Annotated in this window: 23 protein-coding genes; 17 read left to right on the top strand and 6 right to left on the bottom strand. The window is 60.4% G+C overall.

Translation table 11 applies throughout. The annotated features are described in order from the left end of the window. Positions 1 to 76 precede the first annotated feature (76 nt). The 6 genes from TK42_RS09020 to TK42_RS08995 all read left to right on the top strand — a co-directional run bounded on the left by TK42_RS09020 (position 77) and on the right by TK42_RS08995 (position 7,131). The gene (locus TK42_RS09020) at positions 77 to 961 is read left to right on the top strand and encodes a TauD/TfdA family dioxygenase (RefSeq protein ID WP_103734058.1); all 885 of its coding nucleotides are present in this window, start codon (positions 77 to 79) and stop codon (positions 959 to 961) included. A 77-nt stretch (positions 962 to 1,038) separates the two neighbouring features. Next, complete coding sequence (locus tag TK42_RS09015; protein WP_032878514.1) at positions 1,039 to 1,863, top strand: hypothetical protein; 825 nt, start codon at positions 1,039 to 1,041, stop codon at positions 1,861 to 1,863. Positions 1,864 to 1,942: 79 nt separating this feature from the next. Then, complete coding sequence (locus tag TK42_RS09010) at positions 1,943 to 2,863, top strand: LysR family transcriptional regulator (protein ID WP_078819966.1); 921 nt, start codon at positions 1,943 to 1,945, stop codon at positions 2,861 to 2,863. 219 nt (positions 2,864 to 3,082) lie between these two features. After that, the gene (locus TK42_RS09005) at positions 3,083 to 4,618 is read left to right on the top strand and encodes an MFS transporter (RefSeq protein ID WP_032878512.1); all 1,536 of its coding nucleotides are present in this window, start codon (positions 3,083 to 3,085) and stop codon (positions 4,616 to 4,618) included. A 15-nt stretch (positions 4,619 to 4,633) separates the two neighbouring features. After that, positions 4,634 to 5,692 (top strand): HlyD family secretion protein, encoded by a 1,059-nt coding sequence (locus TK42_RS09000; protein ID WP_032878511.1) that lies wholly within the window; start codon positions 4,634 to 4,636, stop codon positions 5,690 to 5,692. Then, a complete protein-coding gene (locus TK42_RS08995) occupies positions 5,689 to 7,131 on the top strand; it encodes an efflux transporter outer membrane subunit (protein ID WP_032878510.1) in 1,443 nt (480 codons plus the stop codon). Before TK42_RS09000 ends, TK42_RS08995 begins: the two co-directional genes overlap by 4 nt. Before the next feature lie 37 nt (positions 7,132 to 7,168). Here TK42_RS08995 and TK42_RS08990 read toward each other — a convergent pair whose 3' ends face one another. The 4 genes from TK42_RS08990 to TK42_RS08975 form a co-directional block, all read right to left on the bottom strand. Next, complete coding sequence (locus TK42_RS08990) at positions 7,169 to 8,425, bottom strand: type II toxin-antitoxin system HipA family toxin (RefSeq protein ID WP_256584570.1); 1,257 nt, start codon at positions 8,423 to 8,425, stop codon at positions 7,169 to 7,171. Continuing rightward, positions 8,367 to 8,726: a helix-turn-helix transcriptional regulator gene (locus tag TK42_RS08985; RefSeq protein ID WP_103734057.1), complete on the bottom strand. Its 360-nt coding sequence runs from the start codon at positions 8,724 to 8,726 to the stop codon at positions 8,367 to 8,369. Before TK42_RS08985 ends, TK42_RS08990 begins: the two co-directional genes overlap by 59 nt. Before the next feature lie 109 nt (positions 8,727 to 8,835). Then, entirely contained in the window at positions 8,836 to 9,540 is a 705-nt protein-coding gene (locus TK42_RS08980) for a DUF3142 domain-containing protein (protein WP_103734056.1), read from the bottom strand. Next, the gene (locus TK42_RS08975) at positions 9,537 to 11,699 is read right to left on the bottom strand and encodes an outer membrane assembly lipoprotein YfiO (protein WP_103734055.1); all 2,163 of its coding nucleotides are present in this window, start codon (positions 11,697 to 11,699) and stop codon (positions 9,537 to 9,539) included. Before TK42_RS08975 ends, TK42_RS08980 begins: the two co-directional genes overlap by 4 nt. Positions 11,700 to 11,878: 179 nt before the next feature. Here TK42_RS08975 and TK42_RS08970 point away from each other — a divergent pair, with 179 nt between their 5' ends. The 3 genes from TK42_RS08970 to TK42_RS08960 all read left to right on the top strand — a co-directional run bounded on the left by TK42_RS08970 (position 11,879) and on the right by TK42_RS08960 (position 15,332). Continuing rightward, positions 11,879 to 13,459: a glycosyltransferase family 39 protein gene (locus tag TK42_RS08970; protein WP_103734054.1), complete on the top strand. Its 1,581-nt coding sequence runs from the start codon at positions 11,879 to 11,881 to the stop codon at positions 13,457 to 13,459. Positions 13,460 to 13,492: 33 nt separating this feature from the next. Continuing rightward, positions 13,493 to 13,738: a DUF2789 domain-containing protein gene (locus tag TK42_RS08965; RefSeq protein WP_103734053.1), complete on the top strand. Its 246-nt coding sequence runs from the start codon at positions 13,493 to 13,495 to the stop codon at positions 13,736 to 13,738. Between the two features lie 97 nt (positions 13,739 to 13,835). Beyond that, positions 13,836 to 15,332 carry a Fic family protein gene (locus tag TK42_RS08960; RefSeq protein ID WP_103734052.1) on the top strand — a complete coding sequence of 499 codons (1,497 nt, stop codon included), beginning with the start codon at positions 13,836 to 13,838 and terminating at the stop codon, positions 15,330 to 15,332. Positions 15,333 to 15,348: 16 nt separating this feature from the next. On the opposite strand, the gene TK42_RS08955 is transcribed toward TK42_RS08960, so the two are convergent. Further along, positions 15,349 to 15,630: a type II toxin-antitoxin system RelE/ParE family toxin gene (locus TK42_RS08955; protein ID WP_103734051.1), complete on the bottom strand. Its 282-nt coding sequence runs from the start codon at positions 15,628 to 15,630 to the stop codon at positions 15,349 to 15,351. Continuing rightward, positions 15,627 to 15,905 (bottom strand): antitoxin, encoded by a 279-nt coding sequence (locus tag TK42_RS08950; RefSeq protein ID WP_032878500.1) that lies wholly within the window; start codon positions 15,903 to 15,905, stop codon positions 15,627 to 15,629. Before TK42_RS08950 ends, TK42_RS08955 begins: the two co-directional genes overlap by 4 nt. A gap of 380 nt (positions 15,906 to 16,285) precedes the next feature. Between TK42_RS08950 and TK42_RS08945 the strand changes: the two genes are divergently transcribed. From TK42_RS08945 to TK42_RS08910, 8 genes are all read left to right on the top strand, one after another. After that, positions 16,286 to 16,546 (top strand): short-chain dehydrogenase, encoded by a 261-nt coding sequence (locus TK42_RS08945; protein ID WP_103734050.1) that lies wholly within the window; start codon positions 16,286 to 16,288, stop codon positions 16,544 to 16,546. Between the two features lie 262 nt (positions 16,547 to 16,808). Continuing rightward, on the top strand, positions 16,809 to 17,228 hold the full coding sequence (locus TK42_RS08940; RefSeq protein WP_005783580.1) for a MarR family winged helix-turn-helix transcriptional regulator: 420 nt from the start codon (positions 16,809 to 16,811) through the stop codon (positions 17,226 to 17,228). Then, positions 17,225 to 19,303, top strand: coding sequence for an FUSC family protein (locus TK42_RS08935; RefSeq protein WP_005783581.1), 2,079 nt, complete (start codon positions 17,225 to 17,227; stop codon positions 19,301 to 19,303). Before TK42_RS08940 ends, TK42_RS08935 begins: the two co-directional genes overlap by 4 nt. Continuing rightward, complete coding sequence (locus TK42_RS08930; RefSeq protein WP_003187469.1) at positions 19,300 to 19,509, top strand: DUF1656 domain-containing protein; 210 nt, start codon at positions 19,300 to 19,302, stop codon at positions 19,507 to 19,509. The genes TK42_RS08935 and TK42_RS08930 overlap by 4 nt, the downstream gene beginning before the upstream one ends. Further along, positions 19,506 to 20,396, top strand: a complete 891-nt coding sequence (locus tag TK42_RS08925; RefSeq protein WP_032878498.1) for an efflux RND transporter periplasmic adaptor subunit — start codon at positions 19,506 to 19,508, stop codon at positions 20,394 to 20,396. The genes TK42_RS08930 and TK42_RS08925 overlap by 4 nt, the downstream gene beginning before the upstream one ends. Further along, positions 20,393 to 21,835 carry an efflux transporter outer membrane subunit gene (locus TK42_RS08920; RefSeq protein WP_103734049.1) on the top strand — a complete coding sequence of 481 codons (1,443 nt, stop codon included), beginning with the start codon at positions 20,393 to 20,395 and terminating at the stop codon, positions 21,833 to 21,835. Before TK42_RS08925 ends, TK42_RS08920 begins: the two co-directional genes overlap by 4 nt. 81 nt (positions 21,836 to 21,916) lie before the next feature. Next, positions 21,917 to 22,549, top strand: a complete 633-nt coding sequence (locus tag TK42_RS08915; protein ID WP_032878496.1) for a hypothetical protein — start codon at positions 21,917 to 21,919, stop codon at positions 22,547 to 22,549. 146 nt (positions 22,550 to 22,695) lie between these two features. Continuing rightward, the gene (locus TK42_RS08910) at positions 22,696 to 24,192 is read left to right on the top strand and encodes a YdgA family protein (protein WP_032878495.1); all 1,497 of its coding nucleotides are present in this window, start codon (positions 22,696 to 22,698) and stop codon (positions 24,190 to 24,192) included. The last annotated feature ends 179 nt before the right edge of the window (positions 24,193 to 24,371 follow it).

Here is a 24,371-nt window from a genome sequence, read left to right as displayed (position 1 = left end):
GATATGCCCTAACAGTATTTAAACTTCTATTCTTATATCTATAAATTCACTCCCCTGTCCGCCGGGAGTGAAATCAATGTCCGCCACCGCTGCTGCCCCCATCACCACCCAAACCTTCGACATCCGCCCCTTTCCCGGCAGCGTCGGCGCCGAGATCATTGGCCTGGACTTATCCCGCCCGGTCAATGACCAGGACTTCGCCCGTATCCATCGCGCACATCTGGACCACCACGTCGTGGTGTTCCGCGACCAACGCATCACCCCCGAACAACAAATCGCTTTCAGCCGCCGTTTCGGTGTGCTGCAGATCCACGTGCTCAAACAATTCCTGCTGGCCAATCACCCGGAAATCCTGATCGTCTCCAACATCATCGAGAACGGCCAATCCATCGGCCTGGGGGACGCGGGCAAGTTCTGGCACTCGGACCTGTCGTATAAGGAACTGCCCAGCCTCGGCTCGATGCTGCACGCCCAGGAACTGCCTGCCGAAGGCGGTGACACCCTGTTCGCCGATATGCACAAAGCCTGGGAGCAACTGCCCGAGCACCTGCGCAAAGCCGTTGTAGGCCGCAGCGCTGCGCACTCCTACACGGCGCGCTACAGCGAAACCAAATTCGAAGGCAACTGGCGCCCGACCCTCACCCCCGAACAACTCGCCCAGGTCGCCGAAGTGGTGCACCCCATCGTGCGCACCCACCCGGAAAACGGCCGCAAGGCGCTGTTCGTCAGCGAAGGCTTCACCACCCGTATCGTCGGCCTGCCCGATGACGAAAGTCGTGAGTTGCTGGCCCAGCTCTATGCCCACAGCGTGCTGCCGGAAAACATCTACCGCCACCAGTGGCAGCCCCACGACCTGGTGTTCTGGGACAACCGCTCGCTGATCCACCTGGCCGCCGGTTGCCCAAGCCACCTGCGCCGCAAGTTGTACCGCACCACCATCCAGGGCGATGCGCCTTTCTGATTAGCCACCGGCCTCTAAAGCTTCCAATACTCTGGCCGATGGGGATAACCAGAAGACTTTCTGGTTGGAACAACGCTATGCACACTTCAAACAAGAATACATTGACGATTATCTCCGTCGTTTCGCTACTTATGCTTTTGGGTTTTTCCGGCTTGATCAAGGAAAACTACGTGTCAGCCGATACGGCGTTTTTACTATTGGCTTGTTCGGTCGCAACTGGTTTTTATGTGGTCCTGGCGTTTATTGAAAAAATCCTCGAACGGCTTTTCAAGGACTTCAAGGTCACTGTGATCTTCTGGGGCTTTTTGCTCGCGACCTTAGGTTACGTAGGACGACTGCGGGCGGTGGCCGACGTTAATGCAATTTTCCATGTCGATGCATCTGCTTTTCCTTTGACAATGATCGCTGGCACAACCCTTCACATGGCCAAGCTGATGTTTTGGCCTTGCATCGCCGTCGTGCTGATCACCGCATTTATTGTAGTGTTGATCTGTATGGGAAGTTATTTCGAAAGTGCCAGCTCTGCCGAGGAAAAATGGGGTGTGGTGGTTCCAGCAATAACGGCACTGATTACCTGCGGTATTGGTGCGCTGTTTATCAGTAGCAACTTGTCGCCGGAGCGCCGTGCCGAGATTTTGTACCGTACGGCTCACACGACAGACTTCAATGATACGTTTCGTTGCGCAGGTGTTGACGACCGGCAGTACAGCGCAATTTTCCTGGGGCCTGAACAGCGCCGCGTGCTGCTGGCTCCCAAGCTTCAGGAGTTCTCCTTGGAGAAGAAAGCGTATGTGTTAAAACGCGTTGAGGTGCCGGAGCACTTTCCGATTTTAGAGTGTGTTCCCAACAACCCGAAGCCCACCACTTGGCCGTCCCCTTACTCTTTTGATTCGGGCCAGTAATCATTGGCCCAGCAGTATTGGATCTGATTGCTGCTAGAATTGCGCCCAGCTCACTCCCCACAGATCACGAGTGCTTGGCATGCAATTACCAGACATGAACCTGCTGGTCGCCCTCGACGCGTTGCTCGATGAGGGCAGTGTGGTCGGCGCCGCACGGCGGATGAACCTCAGCCCGGCGGCCATGAGCCGTACCCTCACGCGTATCCGTGAAGCTGTCGGTGACCCGATCCTAGTACGTGCCGGTCGCGGCCTGGTGCCGACGCCCAAGGCGCTTGAGCTGCAAGGCCAGGTACGCAACGTGGTGGAGCAGGCGGCGTTGCTGTTTCGCTCGGCGGATCAAGTCGATTTGAGTACCTTGCGCCGCCGTTTCAGCGTACGCGCCAATGACTTTTTTATTGGCGTATATGGCGGTCGCTTGTTCGATACCATGGAGCGTGTGGCCCCGCTGTGCGAGCTGCGCTTTGTGCCTGAAGGCGACACCGACGACGAAGCTCTGCGCGAAGGGCGCCTGGATCTGCGTGTGAGCAACACCATGCCGGTCAGCCCTGAAGTGAAGGTGCAGAACCTGTTCTCCACCACCTTCGTCGGCCTGGCGCGACAAGATCACCCACTGTTCGACGAAGAGATCACCGCCGCACGCTTTGCCAGCTATTCCCATATCAGCATCTCGCGCCGCGGCATCGCCCGCGGGCCGATCGACACCGCGCTGAACGAGCAGGGCCTGGAGCGCCGCGTGGCGATGATCGCGCCGGGCTTCCACGGTGCCATGTTCATGTTGCCGGAATCCGACCTGATCATGCCGGTGCCCAAGGAAGCGCTCCTGAGCGCCAAACGCCTGAACTTGCCATTGCGTGCATTCCCGCTGCCGATCTCCTTGCCGACCCTGGTATTGGCCCAATCCTGGCACCCGCGCTTCGACAAAGACCCCGCGCACAAATGGCTGCGTGAAACCATGCGCGAGAGTTGCCACGCCACCTGGCTGGAAGCCCAACCCAACTAAAAACCTCAAGCCATGCACAATCAAATGTGGGAGGGGGCTTGCTCCCGATAGAGGTGTATCAGCTTCACATCAGGTGGCTGTCATACCGCCATCGGGAGCAAGCCCCCTCCCACCTATGGATTGCGCCTGGCGCACTTATAAACTTCCGATAAGTAACTTTTTGTCATGCTATAGCCTGATTAAACTGCTCAGGTATTTCTCATTCCGAGTTACCTGTTCATGACATCCCTCGCTGCCCCCGCTTTTCAGGCCGCAGCCAAACCTGTTGCCCCGGCCCCGCCCGTGTTCGGCCCGCGCATCATCATCGGCCTGGTCGGCGTGTTGTTGGCGGTGCTGGTGTCCGGTCTCAACGAGATGGTCACCAAGGTGGCGCTCGCCGATATCCGCGGTGCGCTGTACATCGGCTTTGATGAAGGCACCTGGCTGGTCGCCGCCTACACGGCCACTTCCGTGGCGGCCATGGCCTTTGCGCCGTGGTGTTCGGTGACGTTTTCCCTGCGCCGTTTCACGCTGTGCGCCATCGGCTTGTTCACCGTGTTGGGTATTCTCTGCCCGTTCGCACCCAACTACGAAAGCCTGCTGCTGCTGCGTACCGTGCAAGGCCTGGCCGGTGGCGCGCTGCCCCCGATGCTGATGACCGTGGCACTGCGTTTTCTGCCGGCCAACGTCAAGCTGTATGGCCTGGCCGGCTACGCCCTGACCGCCACCTTCGGCCCGAGCCTGGGTACTCCGCTGGCGGCGTTGTGGACCGAATACGTCGGCTGGCAGTGGGCGTTCTGGCAAATCGTCGCGCCGTGCCTGCTGGCGATGGTCGCCGTGGCCTATGGCATACCGCAGGACCCGCTGCGCCTGGAGCGTTTCAAACAGTTCAACTGGCGCGGCCTGCTGCTGGGCTTTCCGGCGATCTGCATGTTGGTGATCGGGCTGTTGCAGGGCAATCGCCTGGATTGGTTCGAGTCGGGCCTGATCACCTTCCTGTTGTGTGGTGGCACGCTCTTGCTGGTGTTGTTCATGCTCAACGAATGGTCGCAGCCAATACCCTTCTTCAAATTGCAGATGCTCGGCCTGCGCAACCTGGCCTTCGCCCTGATCGTGCTGGCAGGCGTGCTGATGGTGCTGACCTCGGTGATCATCATCCCCTCCAGTTTCCTTGCCCAGGTCCAGGGGTACCGGCCGTTGCAAACTGCGCCGGTGATGCTGCTGATGGCGTTGCCGCAATTGATCGCGTTGCCGTTGGTGGCGGCGCTGTGCAACCTGCGCTGGGTCGATTGCCGCTGGGTGCTGGGGATTGGCCTTGGCATGTTGGTGCTGTGCTGCATCGGCAGTTCGCACCTGACTTCGGCGTGGATCCGCGACGATTTTTATGGCTGGTACCTGTTGCAGATTTTCGGCCAGCCGATGGCCGTGTTGCCACTGCTGATGTTGTCCACCGGCAGTATTCAACCCATCGAAGGGCCGTTCGCTTCGGCCTGGTTCAATACCGTCAAGGGCCTGGCCGCTGTGATCGCCACTGCGGTGCTGGATACATTGACCACCCAGCGCGGGCATTTCCATTCAACCATGTTGGTGGACCGCCTGGGCAATTCGCCCCTGGCCGACACTGAGGCTCCGGGCCTCGCCCACCGCTTGCACGAGCAGACCGTGGTGCTGACCTCTTCGGATCTTTACGTCGTCATGGCCGGTGTCGCGGTGGCGTTGATCCTGCTGATTTTCTGGATGCCCACGCGGATCTATCCGCCTCGCGCTCCGGCCTGACCACAAGGACTTTCCATGAAACGCAAAGACAAAATTGCCGTCTCCGTTATTGCTGTATTTGCCGTTGGCGTACTGGTTTATCTGGTTGCGCCGGGCGTACTGGGCAGCAAGCACCAGACCACCAACGACGCCTTCGTCGCCGCCGACTTCACCCTGGTGGCGCCGCGGGTGGCGGGCTTCATCAAGGAAGTGCTGGTAGAAGACAACCAGCGCGTCAAGGCCGGCCAACTGTTGGCGTTGATCGACGACCGCGACTTTCGCGCCGCCGCCCAGGCCGCCGATGCCGACACCTTGGTCGCCCAGGCCCAGTTGAAAAACGCCAGCGCGACCCTGGAGCGCCAGAGCTCGGTGATCGCCCAGGCCCAGGCCACTGTCGCGGCGGATCGCGCCGAAGTCGCCTTCGCCGAACACGAACTGAACCGCTACAACCACCTCGCTGGCGTCGGCGCAGGTACCGTGCAGAACGCCCAACAAGCCAAGACCCGTATCGACCAGGCCACCGCACGCCTGGCCAAATCCACCGCAGTGCTGGCCGCCGAACGCAAGCAGGTGGAAATCCTCACCGCCCAGCGTGACGCCGCCGAAGGTGGGCTCAAGCGCGCCCAGGCGGCGTTGGAAATGGCCAGTTATCAGTTGTCCTACACGCGCATTGTCGCGCCGGTCGATGGCATGGTCGGCGAGCGAGCGGTGCGGGTCGGCGCCTATGTGACCCCGGGCAGCAAGATCCTCGCGGTCGTGCCGCTGGCCGAGGCCTATGTGGTAGCCAACTTCCAGGAGACGCAACTGTCGCATATGCACGCGGGGCAAGCGGTGCAGGTCAGCGTCGACAGCCTTGACGGCGAACTGCTCAAAGGCCATCTGGAAAGCCTGGCGCCGGCCACGGGGGTGACCTTTGCCTCGGTCAAACCGGACAACGCCACCGGCAACTTCACCAAGGTGGTGCAGCGTATTCCGGTGAAGATCGTGCTTGAGCCGAACCAGCCATTGACCGAGCGCCTGCGCGTCGGCATGTCGGTGGAAGCCAGCGTCGATACGCGGCCGGTCGCGCAACAGCGTGAGGTGGCCCAGCAATGAAACACGTCGCCTGGCTCACCTTAAGCCTGATCAGCCTGAGTGCCTGCACGGTCGGTCCCGACTTCCAGCGGCCCGAGAGCCCGCAGATCAATCAGTGGAGCGAACCCCAGGGCCGACAAGCTGCCAGCCGTGCCGTTAGCGATCCCTTGCAGGAGCGCTGGTGGGACGTGTTCCACGACGCGCAGCTTTCCGCCCTGACACGCCGGGCCCTCAGCGATAACCTCGACTTGAAACTGGCCAGCAGCCGCCTGCAACAGAGCCGCGCCGTACGCCAGGTGACCACCGCCGAGCGTTACCCCAATGTCGATGCGGGTGGCGGCTACCAGCGCAAACGTAACAGTGGCAAAGGCTTGAACGACCCTTCCGGCGAGAACGGCCGTTCGGCCTTCAACCAATGGGACATGGGCTTCTCGGCCTCTTGGGAGCTGGATTTCTGGGGCCGGGTCAAGCGTGAAACCGAAGCAGCCGACGCCACGCTGGAAGTCGCCGAAAACGACCGTCGTGCCGTGCTGTTGTCGGTGTTGGCCGAGACCGCCCAGGACTATATCCAACTGCGCGGCGTACAAAATACCCGCGCCGTCACCGAGCAAAACCTCGACGTCGCCCGCCACAGCCTCAAGCTCTCGCAACTGCGTCTGGCTGATGGCGTAGCGACCGACCTCGACGTGGCCGAAGCCGCCGCCCAGGTCGCGGCCATCGAAGCGCGTCTGCCGGATTTGCAGCAACGCCAGGACCAACTGATCAACGCCCTGAGCCTGCTGATGGGCGAACCGCCCCAGGCCTTGCACGCGCAGCTGTCCAAGGACGCCGCCGTGCCGCAAACCCAGCGTCAGGTCGCCATTGGCCTGCCCTCGGAGCTGGCCGAACGCCGTCCCGACATCCGCCAGGCAGAAGCGCGCTTGCACGCCGCCACTGCCAGCATCGGCGTGGCCAAGGGCGACTTTTACCCGCGCATCACCCTGTCCGGCAGCCTCGGCTCCCAAGCCATGCAACTGTCGGACTTCGGCTCCTGGGGCTCCCGCGCATTTGCCCTCGGCCCGCAATTAAGCCTGCCACTGTTCAACGGTGGGCGCCTGCAAGGCATGGTGGATTTGCGCGAAGCCCAGCAACAGGAAGCGGCCCTTGCCTACCAGCAAACCGTGCTGCGCGCCTGGCATGAAATCGACGACCAACTGACCCGCTACAACGCCAGCCAATTGCGTCGCGACAGCCTGGCCGAAGCGGTGCGCCAGAACCAGATCGCGCTGACCACCGCGCAACACCAGTACGTCGAAGGTGTGGCGGATTTCGTCAATGTACTCACCGTGCAAAGCGCATTGCTGGCAACTCAAGAGCAGTGGGTTGAAAGCTCCACCGGCGTGTCATTGGCCATGGTCGGGTTGTACAAGGCGCTGGGAGGAGGGTGGGAGTCGGTGTATCCGTTGCCAGTCGCTCAGTAATGAGGGTGCGCTTTGTTGCAGCCCGAGATCCTTGATCCTAAGCGAGGTCTGCTGCAAACCGGGTACACACATTGGAAAGCATGCGCACATCGGCACCGCTACAGCCTGCCGCTTCGAAAAAGCCGGAGGCTTCTCGCACGACGGCATACATATCCGTGACGATGGACCTTGCTTCATCCGCCCCCAACCCAAAGCGTTCAGGCGTACTCAGCAAATTGCTGACAGACGATACCCTGCCCTCATTCCCGATGATCAACGCCTGCAAGCCTAGTTGCGTGGGGTGGGGCAACACGTCAAATACTGGCGCAAGGGAATAGCCCGAGGCGCTGGTCAGCAGAAGCCCGGTTTGTTTCAGGTGGTCGTCGCTATTGCCGATCAGCACATTGAAGGCCATACGCTTGTAAAGCTCACGCATATCAAACGTGGCATCGTCGCTGATCTTCTTCAAAACATCTGCGATTCTGGAATAGGAAACGGCACTCTCAACCGCGTCAACTCGCATTCGCGGCTTCTCAGTGCTGACCAACGAATTGCAGCTGACATAGTGCTCGCGCCCAGCCCCCTCATGCCGGTCAAAACGTTCGACCATCAAAACCGGTTTGCCGGCGACCTCTACCAACTTGTGCCCGGCTGCGGGTAGACCTGCCGCATCCGCCATTTGAAGGCTGGCGAATTCAGCACGTGGTTGATCGAAAACATCGTCGCTACGGCCGAATTTAGCAATCCATTCCTTACCTTCGTGAGTCACGGTGACCTTCGGCCTGGCGCCGCCCATGGAACTGCCGAATTCGAATAGTCGTGCGATTTCCGCAGGCAGGTCGACATTACCTTTTTCGACTTGATCGAGGCCCACCATGATTTTCTCAAGGTCTTCAAATCGCGGAGGTTGGTGCAGAGTCGGCAACAGGTTTCTTGACGCACTGAACAGCAGGCAGCCCACTCCCGCACCCCGCGAAGCAAGGAGCCATTCAACTTCGTTTTGTGGATGCTGTTTGTGGGTCGCCAGTAGAACACGCCGACCCCAATTGTCGGGCGTTGCGTCGTCGAGCACACCAAACATGCGTGTCGAGGAATACTGGTTAGGGGTCAGTGGCAGGCTAAGCGGGTCAATCGCAAATGCGTTGGGGCGCGCAAGCCAGCTGTTGGCGTAGCGAAAAACGAATCCGCTTGCGTGCATGGCCACCTCACCAACAGGGACCGGATCACCGACTGAGTGAGCTGAAAAAACGAATGCGTTACCAATCGGCTTCCAAGACATCAGGTTCCCCTTCTGTGCGAATTCGGTCGGGCTCACGGGCGAGGCTCATGGTAATCCCAACCTGGTCAAGTTCTGGTGACGCAATGCTCGCCATACCTTCTTCCAGGTCCATCGCGCTAAGCACATTCATCAGCACGCCGAGGGATACGCCTGCTTCTCCCTGTCTCAGCCGCTGATACGTCTGTCGTGTAATGCCCGCCCGGCTGCATATGGTCGAGATTTTCAAACGGCGACGAATACGGGCTATTTCGATACCGTTCCCGATACCTCTCATCAGTTCAGCGCTTCTCTCTGAGATATACCCTTTGTGGGGGTATGGCTTGCCTTTTTCATGCATGATATATCACCCCTTAAAGCAGTAAGGGCAACTTATATCATTCAACTTGCTAAGGCCACACGCAAAAAAAACCGGTTTGATAGACGGTTTTTTTCCATGTTTGGAAGATTCAAGGGTTCTGCAAAAACACCACATACCCCCGAAACCACTCATTCCCTTGCAAATACCCTGGCGCCTCCCACTCGCCGCCTTGAATCAAACCGATCTTGAACGGAACTCCCATTCGGTTCATCCGTGGCAGGTACGCCGCGTAATCCGGGATGCTGTGCCGCCCTTGATACGTCTGCACCACCACTTCATCCACCACGCCTTTGAGCTGGGCGATGGCGGCCGGGTCGGCGTTGCTGCTCCAGTCCATCAGGCCGGTGATGCTTAACCGCAGGTCGGCAGGCAGACGCCGGCGCAGGTCGCGCAGAAAATCGGCGTATTCGTGCAGGTACTGGGTGCGGGCGTCGAAGTCGATCTGGATGCCGATCACAGGGTTACCCGCGTCGCGCCAGCGTTGCACCTGGCCGAGCAGTTGGGTGTAGACCTGTTCCGGCCAGTGCAAGGTGTGGGCGCGATAGACCACCCAGATTTCGCCTTGGCTAATGCGTGGCACGCTGATGCCTTGGGCGATCAATTGCACGCCGCGCTGGGGCGCGCGGCGGGTGGAGTTGATTTGGCCTTGCAGGATGTACAGGGTTTTTGCCTGCTTGATCACAGGCTGAGGCGTGACACCACTCCACAGCCAGAAAGCGTCATAGTCGCGAGCGTCGACGGCGCCGAAAGCCGGGCTTGCCAGCAACAACAAGCCCAGCCACAGCGACTTCACCAGTAGTACTGCAGCGACTTGCCCCACTGGGTATCGGCAAAACCGGTCTTGAGTTGGCGGAACCAGGCTTTGCGCACCGCTGGCGCAACGTCTTCACCCCCGCAGCTGTTGTAACCGGCCGGCGCGTAGCAGTTGATGGCGCGGAACAACGCGTACGCCTTGTCGGTTTTCGGTGCTTTGGCGTTGGCGATCACCTGTTTGTAGCCGTCCAGCCGCGAGAAGGTTTCACCCTTGAACTGCGATTCGGTGCTGCCCAGGCTGCCGGCGGCGCGGGGTTGTTCCAGTGGCATGCCGTCCAGGCCGTTGCGCAGGATGAACTCACCGAAGCAGTTCAAGGCGTGGGGGTTTTTGGCCTCTTCCTGCAAGGTCGCGGCGGTTTGCGCGATGCTTGGGCAGGCGTAGCCGGATTCGGCCTTGTCACCATTCCACTGGAACAGCTTCAAGGTCTGGCCGCTGGTGTAGGTGTAGCCCAGGCTGGTGCCGAGCTTGTCATCAGAGAGCGAGGCCTGCTTGAGGTCATCGGCAAAGGTCGCGAACTGGCGGTGCAGCAGGTCTTTGTAGAGCAGCACGAATTGCGCGCTCTGGCGTTCGGTCGGGTCGCTGGCGTTGGCGATCTGCTGGCGCAGCAGGTCGGCCCCGGCGACGTTGCGCAGCAGGATGTAGCGCACTTGCTTGGCGCTGATCGGCGAATCGGTTGCGAACACCTTGGCCAGTTGGCCGCTGCGCTCATAGTTCATCGCCAGGGCCAACTCCAGTTGGTCGCGTTGCAGCGGTTGCTTGGCCAGCGGTAGCATTTGCAGCCACAGGCTCTCGGCGCCCTTCCAATCTTGCTTGGCCTCCAGTGCCAAGGCGCGCAAGGTCTGCTGGCTGAAGGCAAAGTAGTCGAGGTTCGACGGCATATCCGCAGGCAAATGCTTGAGGGCAGCATCAGGTTGATGCTCAACGTACAGGGCATACGCCGCTTGCAGGTAGTCGAACAATGCCGGTTCGTTGGCGAATGTGCTCTTTTGCTTGTCGAGGTCTTCGCGGCTCAACAGCGGCGGCGTATGGGCGCGCATCGCCATCAGGTCGCTGACCACTTGCAGCATCGGGCTGTTCGCCGAGTTGTTGCCGACCATGAGCAACTTGAGGTCGGCTTCTTCGACCAACTCGTCGACGCTAACGTTACGCTGGGCGTCAGTGGCCTCGGTGAATTGCCAGGTGAAGTCTTCGGCGAGCTTGGCGTCGTCGTTCGCCAGCCAATGCACGCGGCGCAACAGGCCACGGGCGGACGCAACGTAATCGCCTTGTGGATAATGTTTCAGGTAACCGAGAAAGCCTTCTTCGGCGTCGCTCAAGGCAGACTTATCCACATGCTCGCGTTGCGGCATACCGTACTCATCGAAGGCCTCGGCCTGGGCCCGGTTCAACGAGGTACGTGCGGTCATGTACAGCGCGGTCTCTTTCAGCCAAGGCAGATCGCTGGTCGCGGCGGCGGCGAAACCGCGCTCGGCGTAAACGAAGCGACCGCCGTAGAAATCGGCGGCGGCCTGCAGGTAGGTGCGAAACAGCTGGGCATTGGCCGAGGGCGTCAACTGCGCGTCCACCACCTGGCCTGTGAAGTCACAGGTGGTCAGCAACTGCAACCGCGCTTTCACCAGCACGTCGCGCTCGGCTGCCGGCATATCGGCTTTGATCACCTGACTGATAAACGCCGTGGCGCTGTCATCGCTGTTGCTGCGGCAGCGGCTGCCTTCGCCATTCAGGAACGCTTCACCGGCAGTCTTGTATTCCTCGCGCTTGATGCCCAGCGGTTGGAGCAGGGTGTCGAGTTCGGCCGTGCGTGAATCGTCCGCTTTGTTATCGGGCTCATCATTCGCGGCCGGCACCGGCACCAGGCGATACACCGGAAACGGCACCGGGCCGAAACCCTGGGCCAAATCGTCTTCGCCCAAGGCATTGGGCGTCAGCGGCGCGGCTTTTTTGTCGGCCAGCAACAGGCGCAGGTTGACCCGGCTGTCGTTGCCCGGGCTGAGAAAGGGCTGGTTGCTGCAAGGTTCGAGGCTGTCACGCGAGACACGCCAGTCGGGGTAGCATGAATCGTCGGAGCTGGCCTGAGCCTGTAGGGAAATACCGGCCAGCAGAGCCAGTGCCAGAGGTGACAAAAAACCGATGCGCATGACGTGTCCTTGATCCTGAGTCCTTGGAGGGCCCCAATAATAGCCTGTTCTGAGCGGTGCTTCGGTGAGGTCCTACGCAAAATACCGATTTGTCCGATTCCAGCGGCGAAGCCTGGGCTTTTGTCCTAGAGTGGCGGTGTTTGCGCTCAGGCAAGCGAGCTAATGCCAGGGGTATTGAAGTGCGTCGGTCTGTGGTTGAGCAAAACGAAAAAGCCGGAGCGCTGCCAGCCTTGCAGCGCCTGACCTGGCAAGGTGCTGGTCGACTCAGCCGTCTCTGGTGGGTACCGATCCTGGCGCTGGCCATGGCCCTGCGGTTTTACCACCTCACCTCGGCGGCGATCTGGGGCGATGAAGGGTCGAGCCTGTTGCTCAGTGAATACGCCGTGGCCGACCTGTGGTTTAACGCGGCCCATGATGTGCATCCGCCGCTGTATTTCTTCCTGCTGCGCGGCTGGATCGAAGTGTTCGGCGACAGCATCGGGTCCATTCGCAGCATGAGCGCGCTGCCAGGCGTAGCCGTGGTTGGCTTGGGCATCTGGCTGACGCGGCAACTGTCTACTCGGCGCGCGGCGGTGCTGGCGGGCATCCTGCTGGCGCTGTTGCCGACGGCGGTGCGCTACAGCCAGGAAGTGCGCATGTATTCGCTGCTGGGCGTGTGGCTGCTGGGCGCCACGCTGGCGCTGGTGTACTGGATGCGTCAGCCCGAACGCACGCGCTATTTGGCCGCGTATGTGCTGTTGATGAGTGCCGGTTTCTACACGCATTACTTCACCGCGCTGTGCGTGCTGGTGCATTGGGCTTATCTGGGGATGCAGGCGCCAGGCCAACGTTTGATAACGCGGCCTGCATGGTGGGCGGCCAACGTGGTGATCGTGTTGTTGTACCTGCCTTGGCTGCCGAACCTGTTGGACCTGGTGCAGCATGTCGACCAGCTCAAGGTGGGCGGCGACATCGGCTGGGAAGAGCCGGTCAACCTGCTGTCTGTGCCCTCGATGATCTGGCAGTTCGTGTTGCAGGATGCCGGCGATGATTTGTGGACGCCGCTGTTCTGGATATTTCCGCTGCTGCTGATTGCGGTGGTGTGGATGACGGCCTGGCGCCACCCGGGAGCTCGTTTGCCGGCGTTGTTTTTCTTGTTGCCGTTGCTGTTGGTGTATGGCGTGTCGTTTATCTCGCCGGTCTTTATCGAGCGCTACCTCACGGTGTATGCCCTGGGTTTGCCGATCGTCCTGGCGCTTGCCATCGACCGCTTGCCGTCACGCTTGTCATGGCTGGGCGCAGCGCTGTGGGTGCTGTTTGTGGGCATGGAACTGCTGGGCCTGAAGAACAACTTCGAGGTGGATGAGCACGACCAATTCAACGTGCCGGTGGAGTTCGTCAATCGCAATTACCAGGAAGACGACCGCATCGTCCTCAGCGATATGATGTGGTATCTGAGCTACGTGTATTACGACCAGACCGACGCGCAACTTCAGCTCTACACACCGCCCAAACCCGACGGCACCTCGACACGACCGAATGCCTATGGCTTCGGCACGCTGGTGGATCAGGATGGCGGGCGAATCTATCTCGACCGTCTATCGGCGTTGCCGGCCACCACCCGGCGCGTATGGCTGATCAGCAGCAACGAAGCCCCCGACGACTTTGCCCCGCTGCCGCAAGGCTGGCACGAACTCAGTCGCCAGGACGGCGGTGGCGCGCGGGCGCGATTGTTCGTGTTGTGCAACGTGCCCGCACCGCAGCCCGAGGGTTGCCGCTAGACTCGGTTAACCCTTCACCCTCAGGAGTTCATCATGGAATCGCCAGTGCATAGCTTGCCGTCATTGTTCAAACAGCTTGGGTTGGAAGATGACCCGGTCAGCATCGATCAGTTTGTGGCCGCTCATTCGCCGCTCAAGCCCGAATTGAAACTGGCGGATGCGTTTTTCTGGACGGCCAGCCAAAAAGCATTTTTGCGTGAGGAGATTCTCGAAGATGCGGATTGGGCGGAGGTGGTGGATGAACTGAACCTGATGTTGCGCGGTGGGCGAGGGGTGTAAAAAACTTAGCCGTTACGCTAAAACTTGAAAAAATCTGGTGAGGGTTGAAAAAATCTGGGCTTTAATCGCGTCAGTGAACTTTTTCTGAGGTTACGCGATGTCTTTGGTCGGTTATGCCCATCTCCATCAGACCCTCGGGCTGAAAGCCATTGCGCCTGCCCGTACCGCAATGGTCAAGCCTGTCACGCGGATTTCGATGATTGGCGATTGCCTGGCCGTTCCCCATGGAGTGGCGCCTGCTGCCGATTCAGTGCTCGACCATATTCTCTTTGCCCTCAAACACGAAGGCATCAACCTCGGCATCCTTGCCCAGGCACTTGAAGCGGTCAGCGCGGACCAACTGCTGCAAGAGCTGGATAAAGCACCCAACGGCGTATTCATCCGCAAAGCCTGTTATTTATGGGAGGGCCTGACCCTCCAACGGTTGGACTACAGCAAGCCAATCAACAGCCGCGTTTCCCCTCTGTTTGATCCGCAACGCTACGTAACCGGGCCTTCTACGCGTAATTCCCGCTGGCGGATCGACTTCAACGGTTTGGGTTCTTTGGCCTACTGTGCGACTGTTGAGCGTACGCAGGAAATTGATGCCTTGATGAGCCTCGATGTCCTGGGCCGTGCGAAATCCTTCATGGCCACCCTCCCACCCGAAATGATGGACCGCGCCATTCAATGGGCGTACCTGCACGAAACCCGCGATTCATTTGCCATCGAAAAAGAACAACCCAGCGAAGAAAAATCCCGCCGTTTCGTCCAACTACTGCGCCAGGCCCACGAAGGCCGCTTGCTCACCGAGGACTACTTGGTCGAGTTGCAAAACAGCACCGTCTCCAACCCCTTCGACAAAGCCGTCGCGTTTCGCCACGAACAAAATCATCTGCACAACGGCCTGCGCGGCGCCGCCGGTGTGAGCTACGTCCCGCCAGCTCCCGCGCTGTGCCAGGAGCTGATGGAAGAACTGATGGCCTTCGCCAACCAACCCGTGCGAGACGTTGATCCCTTGGTCGCGGCTGCCGTCACTGCTTTCGGCTTCGTGTTCCTGCACCCGTTCATGGACGGTAATGGCCGCCTGTCTCGCTTCCTGATCCACCAGACGCTTTGTCATTACGGCGCACTGGGAAATGGCTTGTTGCTACCAGTCTCCGTCGCCATGAAGCACGAGGAACAAGCCTATCTGGAGGCGCTCAAGACCTTCTCGCAGCCGACGCGGGAATTCTGGAATGTCACCTGGCTGGACGCCGAACACATGGCGTTCGACTTCATCGGCCACCCCTCGATCTACCGCTACTGGGGCGCCACCCGCTGCGTCGAATTCACCCTGCAAATGGCCCGCCGCGCACTGGAAGTCGAACTGCGCGAAGAAACCGAATTCCTCGACCGCTACGACCGCGTGATCAAGGCCGTGAATCAACGCTACGACGTGCGTGGCAGTGATTTGTCGAAGCTGGTGATGATGTGCCTGGATAACGAGGGCAAGCTTTCCAAGCATCGGCGCAAACAGTTTCAGTACAGCGTGGCGGAGGAGGTGTTTGGGTTTATTGAGGAGGAGGTGGGGCGGGTGATTGAGGAATGTGGCAATCAGCCCTCGCCGATCTGAGGCATCAATGTGGGATTTAACTTTCTGGTGGCCAGTGGCGAGCTGTATGCACCAGAGCCACAATCCTCACTACTTCGGGCTCAACTTGATAAACAAGGCGGTAGCTCGGGTGCGGAATGATTTCGCGTGTTCCCGCAATCCGGCCTATTGGGCCAATTTCGGGGTTATGTGCTAATCCAAGTGCTGCCATGCTGAAGCGCCGGTCCATGTCGGCTGCGGCTTGTGGATTTTTCTCAAACAGAAAATCCCAGATATCTCTACGATCCTGCCCTGCCTCGGGCGTCCACGCGACCCTCATCCCTGACTATCTACTTGAGCGCGCCTGGCTGCGAATTCAGCTTCCAAATCTTCATTGGAAACCTCTCGGCCTGCGCGAATGGATGCACGAGAAGCATCAACTTTGCGTTGCAAAAACTCATCGTACTCTCGCGAGTGCTGCTGGGCCTGAACGAATTCACGCATCATTTCGCGTACGATTTGCGATGCAGGACGATGGGAGGCTTCGCATTCAGCCATGAACTGGTCGCGAAGCTCTGGTTCAAGCTTCATTGTAAAAACGGCTAATTTGGACATCAGCGATTCCTCCGCAATGGTATGCACAAAGTATATACATCGTCATTACCGAATGGCGTTTGGAAAAAGCTGAGATGACTGACGGTAGAGATCAATATGTTGGTTGCACAGCCTCAACCATCCCCCCTATAGCTCGCCCCGTCGCCGCACATCGGCGATCGGATTTGGCGATCCGAAATTCTGTGACGCGTTACAGCGTTCCTACCCCGTGCGTTTTTCCTTGGATGAAGGCATTGGGTTCTATGGCGGCTGTGCGCGGGAGATCTTCGGATCTGCCGGGTTTCACAGATAACCGGTTCGCCAACCTGCGTACAGCTGCCACCCTTATTCGTTTGGCGACGGGAGAAGGTGGTTCAAATCCTTATCTGTGAGGTTTATCGATGGACCAATACAAGCCGCTTCAAACCAACCCCACCGGCGTTCCCGTCCTGGCTTTCAACACCTTTGCCCCATCGCACCTGCTCCACGAAACGGCGCGAAGCCGCATACGTATCGGCACTGAGCTTTTGGAGACCCTCGTCTCAACAAGCGACAACCCAAACCTCCATCACTTGGTCACTGCCGCATTGGTTTCACTGCGCGATGGCCTGGACATGCTGGGCGAGATCCAGCGTCGCCTCGATGGTCAGGCTGAAAAATAGCCCGGGCATCCGACGCTGATCCAAATGTGGGAGGGGGCTTGCTCCCGATGAGGGCGTGTCAGTAAATGCATCAGTGGCTGACCCCTCGCCATCGGGAGCAAGCCCCCTCCCACATTCGCCCGGCGGTGTGGCCGCTGAATCGCTCCATCCATCGAGAAATTGTTTCAAAACTTGACGGCTCTTCCTCCCTCCACCATATTAATAGTTAGCAAACTAACTGTATGCGAACTATCCAGTGTCCCAATCCCTCGAACAACTTCAGATGAACCTGAGCAGCAGCATGGTGGTGGGCGCCCGTAACTGGCGCAAAATCTGCCAGACCACGCTGGTCAGCTATGGCATCTCCGAAGCCTGCGCCGTGCCGTTGTTGATGATCGGTCGCTTGGGTGACGGTGTGCACCAGGTCAAAGTAGCCCAGGCCTCCGGTATGGAAAGCCCGTCATTGGTGCGCCTGCTCGATCGGCTGTGCGGCGACGGCTACGTATGCCGCACCGAAGACATCCACGACCGCCGCGCCAAGGCCCTGAGCCTCACCGAGCGCGGCCGTGAACTGGTGCAGGCGGTAGAAGCCCAACTGGTTCGCCTGCGCAAGGAAGTCCTTGTGGATATCGCGCCCACCGACCTGGAAGCCGCACTGCGCGTGCTGCGCGCCTTCGAAGCGGCCGAGGCTGTGGCGCCTTGAACGGATTTTTTACCGGCTTCCCGCCCGCCCGCGACTGGTTCTACGGGGTCCGCACGTTCGCCGCGTCGATGATTGCGCTGTACATCGCCATGCTGATGCAAATGCCGCGTCCGTACTGGGCGATGGCTACCGTGTATATCGTCTCCAGCCCGTTTGTCGGGCCCACCAGTTCCAAGGCTTTGTACCGCGCCATTGGCACCTTTATGGGGGCAGCGGCGGCGGTGCTGTTTGTGCCGATGTTCGTGCAGTCGCCTTACCTGTTGGTGGTAGTGATTGCGTTATGGACGGGCACCTTGCTGTTCCTCTCCATGCACCTGCGCACGGCCAATAATTACGCCCTGATGCTGGCCGGCTATACCTTGCCGCTGATCGCCCTGCCAGTGGTGGATAACCCCCTGGCGGTGTGGGACGTGGCTGAAGCGCGTACCGAAGAAATCTTCCTTGGCATCGCGGTCGCAGCGGTGGTGGGCGCAATGTTCTGGCCACGGCGCCTGATGCCGGTGTTCGATGGCTCGGTGGCCAAGTGGTTCAGCGATGCTCAGGTCTATAGCCAACGCTTCCTCACCCGCCAGATTGACCCTGAAGCGGTCAGCAACCTGCGCGGCGGCATGGTTGCCACCTTCAACACCCTTGAGTTGATGATCGGCCAGTTGCCCCACGAAGGCGCGCGGCCGCAAACGGTGCGCAACACCAAAGAACTGCGCGGGCGCATGATTCATCTGCTGCCGGTAATCGACGCGCTGGATGACGCGGTGTACGCCATCGAGCATCGCGCACCGGAGTTTCTCGACCGGCTCAAACCGTTGCTGGAGGAAGCCAACGCCTGGCTGCAAAGCACCACTGAACAAGCGCCCCTGGAACGCTGGCGTGTGCTGCGTGACCAGATCGATGCCGCCCAACCCCAAGGCGAAGCGCTGGATGACCGCCACACGTTGCTGTTCTCCAACGCCCTGTACCGCCTGGGCGAATGGGTCGACCTGTGGCAAGACTGTCGCAGCCTGCAAGCCGCCATTCAGTGCGAAAGCCAGGACACCTGGCGCGCCGTCTACCGCCACTGGCGCCTGGGCCGGCTCACGCCATTTCTCGACCGTGGGCTGATGTTCTACTCGGCGTTTTCCACCGTTACCGCGATCATCGTCGCCTCGGTGCTGTGGATCCTGCTGGGCTGGACCGATGGCGGCAGCGCCGTGATCCTGGCCGCCGTCGCCTGCAGCTTCTTCGCTTCGATGGACGACCCGGCGCCGCAGATCTACCGGTTCTTTTTCTGGACCGCCATGTCGGTGCTGTTCGCCAGCCTGTATCTGTTTCTGGTGCTGCCCAATCTGCACGATTTCCCCATGCTGGTGCTGGCTTTTGCCGTGCCGTTTATCTGTATCGGCACCCTCACGGTACAGCCACGATTCTACCTGGGCATGTTGCTGACGCTGGTCAACACCTCGTCGTTCATCAGCATCCAGGGCGCCTATGACGCGGATTTTCTCAACTTCGCCAACGTCAACCTGGCTGGGCCCGTGGGCCTGCTGTTCGCATTTGTGTGGACCTTGATCGCCCGGCCCTTCGGCGCCGAACTGGCGGCCAAGCGCCTGACCCGTTTCAGCTGGCGTGACATCGTTGGCCTGACCGAGCCCGCAACCCTGAACGAACACCGGCACATGGCCGCACAAATGCTCGACCGCCTGATGCAACACCTGCCGCGCCTGGCCCTTACCGGCCAAGACACCGGCAGCGCCCTGCGCGACCTGCGCGTAGCGCTGAACCTGCTCGACCTGCTGGCCTACTCGCCGCGCATCCTCGGTGTGCCACGGGTGTTGCTCAACCAGGTGGTGGAAGGGGTGGGCGGTTACTTCAAAGCGTGCCTCAAGGCCGGTGAACGCTTGCCCGCACCCAGCGGTCTGCTGATGACCCTGGACCGTACGCGCCGCGCCCTCAACGGCCAGGGCCTGCAAGACGAAGACGACACCCGCCTGCACCTGCTGCACGCCTTGGCCGGCCTGCGCCTGGCGTTGTTGCCCGGTGTGGAATTCATTGGCGGCACGGAAATGGAAGCGCCGCTACCCGATGGAGCGCCTTTATGATCGGTGATCTGGATATCAGCGGGGTGTTCCTGCCTACGCTGCTGGTGCTGATGGGCATTACCTATGTGTTGTTTCTGGTGGTGCACGGGCTGTTGACGCGCATGCACTTCTATCGCCTGGTCTGGCACCGGGCATTGTTCAATGTGGGGCTGTACGCGCTGTTGCTGGGCGCGGTGGACTCACTCAGTCGATATTTGATGACATGAAAAAACCTTTTTTGACTATCGGCCGTGTCGTCCTGACGTTGTTGATCGTGAGTTTCGCGGTCGTCGTTGTGTGGCGCATGGTCATGTACTACATGTTTGCCCCCTGGACCCGTGACGGCCACATCCGCGCCGACATCGTGCAGATCGCCCCGGACGTCTCCGGGCTGATCCAGCGGGTGGACGTGCGTGACAACCAGTTGGTGACCAAAGGCCAGGTGCTCTTTGCCGTCGACCAGGACCGCTTCAAGCTGGCCCTGCGCCAAGCCCAGGCCGCCGTGGCCGACCGCCAGGAAACCCTGGCCCAGGCCCAGCGCGAGTACAAGCGTAACCGTGGCCTCGGCAACCTGGTGCCCAGCGAGCAGTTGGAAGAAAGCCAGTCCCGCGTGGCCCGCGCCCAATCGGCCCTGGCCGAAGCCCAGGTGACGGTGGACTCTGCCCAACTCAACCTCGACCGCTCGGTGATCCGCAGCCCCGTGGACGGCTACGTCAACGACCGCGCACCGCGCACCCAGGAGTTCGTCACTGCCGGGCGCCCGGTGCTGTCGGTGGTGGACAGCAATTCCTTCCATATCGACGGCTACTTCGAAGAAACCAAGCTCGACGGCATCCACGTCGGTATGGGCGTGGACATCCGCGTGATCGGCGACAACGCTCGACTGCACGGGCATGTGCAGAGCATCGTCGCCGGTATCGAAGACCGCGACCGCAGCAGCGGCTCCAACCTGCTGCCCAACGTCAACCCGGCGTTCAGCTGGGTGCGCCTGGCCCAGCGGATCCCCGTGCGCATTGCCTTTGACGATGTGCCGGCGGACTTTCGCATGATCGCCGGGCGCACGGCGACGGTGTCGATCATCGACGACAAGGTTAAAGACGGGGACAAACCATGAAGCGGCTTCTGGCAACCGCTTCCCTGGGGTTGTTGCTGTCGGCCTGCCAAGTAGTGGGCCCGGATTACAAACTGCCGGAGCAGGCCGCAGTCAACCGTGGCGACCTGCAAGGGCCGATCATGGGCGAGGGCAGCAACGTGGTCTCGGCGCCGGTGCCGGCCGATTGGTGGAAGCTGTATAAAGACCCGCGCCTGGACCAGCTGGTGCAGCAGGCCATGGCCTCCAACACCGATCTGCGCGTGGCCGCCGCCAACTTGCAGCGTTCGCGTTACCAAGTGCAGCAGGCTGAATCCGCCGGAGGCTGGAGTGCCGGCGCCAAGGCCGAGGCCCAGCGCTTGCAGGAATCTGGCGAGGCATTTTTGCTGCCGGACAAAGTCCCGGTCGGCAATATCGGCAGCGTCGGTATCACCACGTCCTATCAGTTCGACCTGTTCGGCACCTTGCAGCGCGGCATCGAAAGCGCCAAGGCCAGCGCCGATGCAACCCAGGCGGCAGCCGATATCGCTCGCATCACCCTGGTGGCCGATGTGGTGCGTTCCTACACCCAGGTGTGCGCGGCCAACGAAGAGCTGGCGATTGCCAACGAATCCCTCGATCTGCAAGCGCAGAGCACCAAGCTGACTCAGCGCCTGCGGGATGCCGGGCGCGGCGACGAAACCCAGGTGACCCGCTCGCAAACCCAATACAAATCCCTGCGCGCCGACATTCCGCGCTATGAAGCCTCGCGCCAGGCCGCACTGTTCCGCCTGTCGATGCTGCTGGCCAAGCCCGTAGACCAACTGCCGGCCGGCACTGGCACCTGCGCCGAGCTGCCACACATCGCCCAGTTGCTGCCGGTGGGCGACGGTGCCACGCTGCTCAAACGTCGCCCTGATGTGCGCCAGGCTGAGCGCCAGTTGGCTGCCGCGACCGCACGAATCGGCGTGGCCACCGGCGCGCTGTATCCGGATATCAGCATCGGCGCCACGGTAGGCACCGTGGGCCTGCTGGAAAACCTCGGCACACCGGCCACCAACCGCTGGGGCTTTGGCCCGATGATCAGCTGGACCGTGCCGACCAACGGCGCCCGTGCGCGTATCCATGAAGCCGAAGCTGCGACCCAGGGCGCTTTGGCGCACTTCGACGGCGTGGTGCTCAATGCCATCCGCGAAACCCAGACCGGCCTGGCGCAATACACTGCGGTGTTGCAGCGCCGCGACGCCCTGGCCGAAGCCGAACAGTCGGCGCGAGAAGCCGCAGGCCAGACCCATCGCTTCTTCCAGGCCGGCCGCGAATCGTTCCTGGCCGACCTGCAAGCCACGCGCACCTACACCGATATGCGCGCGCAATTGGCGACGGCCAACACCCAGGTTGCCATGAGCCAGATCGATCTGTTCCTGGCCCTGGGCGGCGGCTGGGAAAGCGGACGAACGCAAGGGGTAAAACCCGGCAAACCGTGAGGTGATTGCTATGCTTTGTCAGGTGAGGCGCCGTGACGTCTCACCCGACAAAGCTCGCGTTTGCTCATGGGGATTCCAATAATGAAAAACCCTTATGCTCCCGCTTTCTGGTGCGTGCTCTTCGCACTGGTATTGTTATCGGCCGCGTATTTCTACGGTGTCATGCTCGCCCATCAACTCGACAAGGCCATGGTGTTCCTGGACAGCGCCTGCCTGGTGATCGGCACCTTGTCCATCGGCGTGGTGGCCTGGGCGTCTTATCAAAACCAGCGAGTGAAGAAAAAGCTCCTCGAGCAAGGCAAGACCCGCGTCGCGATCTGGGACACCAAGGTTGCCCTGCGCCGCGTCGAAACCGTATTCGACCGCTATTTCTGGGGCAGCTACTGGCAGCCCGGGCGCACCTTCCAGGAGGTCATGGGCGACCTCACCGGCACGCCGCTGGAAAAAAGCCTCGAAGTCCTGAAAAAACAATGCGTGCTGCTGGATCGACAGGTCGCAGACGGTAGGCACTGGCTCGATAACGCGCGGGAATTGTCCGATGTCGCCACGCAAATGGCCCGCGAGCGCTACCAGTTGGATTTTTGCGACCCCAAGGCCGACACCCCCGGCAATGCCGTGATCCACCGCGAGTTTGAGGTGTTGGTGTACACCTGGACCGCCCGCTTGAAGAGTTTTGATCACCAGTTGGACGAAATCGAGCTGGAGTACTCCTGAACTCCTACGGAACTGATCCCTCTGAAAGGCTGGGCCGTTTGCGCTCGCCAGTGCTAATCTTCCCCCGTTTTCGGCGGGCTTGAGCCAACCCCTTCGGGGTTCAAGGAAGACAGCCCACTTCTCACAGGATTTGATCAGGTCACTTCATGAATAAGCCAGCAGTTGTTTTCTTGGGTTTTGTTGTCGCCATCGGCGCCGTCAGTGCGGGCGGCGCCTGGTACACCGGTAAACAACTGGAGCCGGTCCTGCAAACCGCCATCCAGAACGCCAACAAAGAGTTGCAGACCTCCATGGCCGGCGTCGACGGCAGCGTGGCTCTGGAACTGGTGTCTCTGGACCGTGGCGTGTTCAGCAGCACGGCGCACTATCGCCTCAAGGGCCAGGGCAGCGTGTTCGGTGAAGACAACCCGAACCCTGAGTTGCTGTTCGTCGACCATATCGAGCACGGCCCGCTGCCGTTCTCGCGCCTGGTGACCCTCAAGTGGTTGCCGGTCATGGCCACCAGTCACTACGAACTGGAAAAGAACCCCACCACTGAAAAATGGTTCGCCGCCAGCAAAGACGTGTCGCCGCTCAAAGGCGTGGCGAACATCGGCTACAGCCGTTCGGTCAGCGGCAACATCGAATTGCTGCCGCTTGAGTTCAAGGACGACACCTCCTCGGTGAGCTTCTCTGGCGCCAACCTGGAATTCGACAGCAGCGCCGAAGGCCAGAAGGTCAAGGCTGATGGCTTCATGAACAGCCTCAAGGTCGCGGCGATCGATGCCAATGGCGCACCGTTCGAAGCGGAACTGGCTGGCCTGACTGTTGCCAGCAACCTGGAGAAATCCACCTTTGGCTTCTACACCGGCCAGAACACCGTGGAACTGACCGATACCAAGGTCACCTTCGGCCCGCAGAAAGCCGTGCTGACCCTCAAGGGCTTCGAGCAGAAAGACTCTACCCAAGCCAAGGACAACAACCTGGCCGGCCGCGTCGATTACAAGATCGACGAGATCGGTTATCAGGGCAAACCGGTCGGCTCGGCCGCCATGGCCGTGAGCATGAAGAATGTCGATATCCCGGCGATGCTGGTGCTGACCAAGCTCTACCAGGACAAGATGCAGCCGGTGCAAGCCGCGGCCGCCGCTGGCCAACCCGTGCCGGAACTGCAATTGACCGAAGCCGAGCAGGCCCTGGCCGAAGCCAACGTCAACCAGGTACTGGCTGCCAAGCCGCAACTGGCGGTGGAAAACCTGTCGCTTAAAACCACCCACGGCGAAAGCAAGTTCAACCTGGTTGTGGACCTAGCCAAGCCAACGTCCATGGAGCTGCCGCCGGTTGAACTGGGCAAGCAGATGATTGCGCTGCTGGATGCCAACCTGACCCTGTCCAAGCCAATGATCAGCGACGTAGCGGCCCTGCAAGCCCAGGTCGGTGGTGTGACTGACCCCAAAGCCATCGAGCAGCAATCGCAGATGGCGGCCGAGATGGTCAGCGGCATGGCAGTCGGCACGCAACTGGCAACCCTGGTGGGCACCGATGTAGTTTCCAAGCTGCACTACGCCAACAACGAAGTGACCTTCAACGGCCAGAAGATGACCGTTGAGCAGTTCATTGGCTTTGTGATGTCGAAAGTCGGTGCGGTGAGCGGCGCCCAGTAAGCGCTGAAAATGCAGTAAAAAAATGTGGGAGCAGGCTTGTGTGGGAGCTGGCTTGCCTGCGATAGCATCGCCCCGGTCTGGCTGAACGACCGCGGTGCCTGCATCGCGGGCAAGCCCGGCTCCCACACAAACCCGGCTCCCACATTCGTTTTGTGTGAGGGCAAAAAATCGCGATCGCA

The sequence above is a fragment of the Pseudomonas sp. GZJR-8 genome, from assembly GCF_002916705.1.
GTDB classification, from domain to species: Bacteria; Pseudomonadota; Gammaproteobacteria; order Pseudomonadales; family Pseudomonadaceae; genus Aquipseudomonas; species Aquipseudomonas synxantha_A.
The sequence above is the reverse complement of the archived record's forward strand: the minus strand, read 5'-3'. Positions and strand labels throughout refer to the sequence as shown.